The sequence below is a fragment of the bacterium genome, assembly GCA_035527515.1.
Classification (GTDB): Bacteria; B130-G9; B130-G9; order B130-G9; family B130-G9; genus B130-G9.
Genome location: DATLAJ010000061.1, coordinates 1 through 2,164, shown reverse-complemented (window position 1 = coordinate 2,164; position 2,164 = coordinate 1). Strand labels below are relative to the sequence as shown.

Annotated in this window: 2 protein-coding genes; both read right to left on the bottom strand. The window is 58.6% G+C overall.

Going from position 1 to position 2,164, the window contains the following annotated elements; translation table 11 throughout:
* The coding region (locus VM163_04485) for a hypothetical protein (protein HUT03131.1) at nt 1-670 on the bottom strand (670 nt) is incomplete at its 3' end.
* Nucleotides 671-701: 31 nt separating this feature from the next.
* A partial coding sequence (locus tag VM163_04480; GenBank protein ID HUT03130.1) for a two-component regulator propeller domain-containing protein occupies nt 702-2,164 on the bottom strand: 1,463 nt, incomplete at its 5' end.

Genomic DNA, 2,164 nt, shown 5'->3' with positions numbered 1-2,164 from the left:
CAAGCGACGTCTCGTTAGCATCCTCGTCCTCGATGCCGACGAGGCGCCCTACGGGGTCGTATTCGTGAGAGTAGCTTTCTAGAAGAGTCTCGTCCGACTTGCGGGATGCGGCCGACGTGACCTGGCCCTTGAGATCGTATTGGTAGTCGGTGTAGGCCCCGTTAGGCAGGTCGATCTTGGTTCGCAAACTGCTGCTGGTCGCATAATCGAACGTCACCGTGCCGCCAGTCGGGTATGCTATCGAAGTCAGACGCAGAAGGTCGTCGTATCCGTAGTAGCAATACTCGCCCTCGTAGTCCCGCATCCAGCTCCGAAGCCCCACATCATTATATTCATACTCAATCGAGGCGCTGCTGGCGGCCGAGTTGGTCAGTTTGGTCAGCTGCCCGTTCAGGTTGTATTGAAACGTGATGTCATCTACACCGTCGCTTATCTTGGTCCTGTTGCCAACCTGATCACACTCGATGGTTACGTCTGAGTCGTTGGGGTAGTCGATGCCGATAAGTCGGTGGTCCGCGTCGTAAGTATAATTGGTTATCTGACTCTTCGCGTCCGTGCGCTTGGTGCAGTCGCCTTTGTCGCTGTACTCGAACTCGTACGAGTTGCCCAGAGCGTTAGTCTTTTTGACGGGCCTGTTCATCTTGTCATATTCAATCGTGGAGACGGTCACGCCATTCTCATCCGAATGTTCTCCTAAACGCTCATTCGTTACTGACCTCGAAGGGGGATGAGGCGGAGCGATAGAGGTTTGAGATTGATGAGGGGCCGGTGAGGCCGATGTGGAACGTGTATGCGCCGGCTGGGGCCTGCTCGGGGAGGGTGGCGTCTAGCAGGATGAGGTCGTCGATGGAGCCGTATGCGGGCAGCGGCGCGTTCGCGTAGTAGGGCACGGGATAGGCGAAGAGCGCCAGGCCGGTGGGGCCGTTGCCGTCGGGTGGGTCTGCGAGGGGCAATGCCGGCGCAGCGAGGGCCTTCATGTCCGGCGTGTTCGGTATCGAGCCCGGGCCATCGTAGTTCGGCCCCGGCTGCAAGAACTCAGTGCTGCCATCGAACGCCTCATAGAATATCGGAAACGGCGGCTCCGCCTCCTGAGGCGCCACGTAGAACACTTGCCCGCTCGGCGCCTGAATTGCAGCGTAAACGTCAACGCCCGTCGGCGGGCCGAGATAGGAGAGCGAAACTGATGCGCTCAGATTTGGCGGAATGCTCTCGTCAACCAGAACGCCCGCGCCTAGATCGAAAGATGACTCCTCCAGCAGAACGCTTATGCCTCGTTCAGTCGAGACCCACATATTGCCATATCGGTCCTCGTCGATATCGTTGATCTCCCCAGAGCACAGTCCGTCGCTGGTCGAATAGAAGCGAACCTGCTCGTCCTGGTCGATACACAGGAGCCCGGGCTGGTAGTGGTATGAATCCCCTTTGTCTTGCGTGCCCTTGCACCACTTGCGGTTCCGACTATCGACGAAGAGGGGAGCAGCTGCGCTGCATGCGGCGAGGTCAGCCCGGTACCATCGTCTTGTTACCCTCCCGTTCGCGATTTCAGTGATGTAGCCACACGTGGCCCAGACAACATCGTCGTCATCGACAGCGATCGCGCTGTATTCGCATCCGAGCTCGTACTTCACCTCGTTCTCGCCGTCCCAAGAACGAATCCCCGCATAATCGTAGGGCGGGTCCAGGTAGCTGCAACCGCAGGATACCCAAAGCACGCCTTTGCTGTCCAGAGCGACATCGGTTATCTCCTGTCCCGACCAGTCAGGCTCATACTCGGTCCTCCACCTAGCTCCGTCAAAGCGCTTGACGACCCGGGCGTAATCAGAGACATAGCAGATGGCAAACACTTGCCCGTCTGGGCCTATCTTAACCTTGCTTACCCGCTCGCCCGGCAGGTACTCATCCCAGTCTCGCCCGTCGAAGCTATACGCGCCCTCGTCCGTCCCGAACCAAACCTCGCCGTCCGGCGCGCATGTCATCGAGTTGATCCTGCTAGGCAAGTCGCGATGCCAAGGCCAGAACGTCACATACTCCGCTCCGTCCCAGCGGCAAAGGTAGGATGCATAGGGATCGTAGTGTGTATAGTCTATCCAGTCCCCCGCCACCCAGAGTGTCCCTCCTGCGTCAATACAAAGGTCCGACACCAAGCTCGCCGGCAACGGGTCTG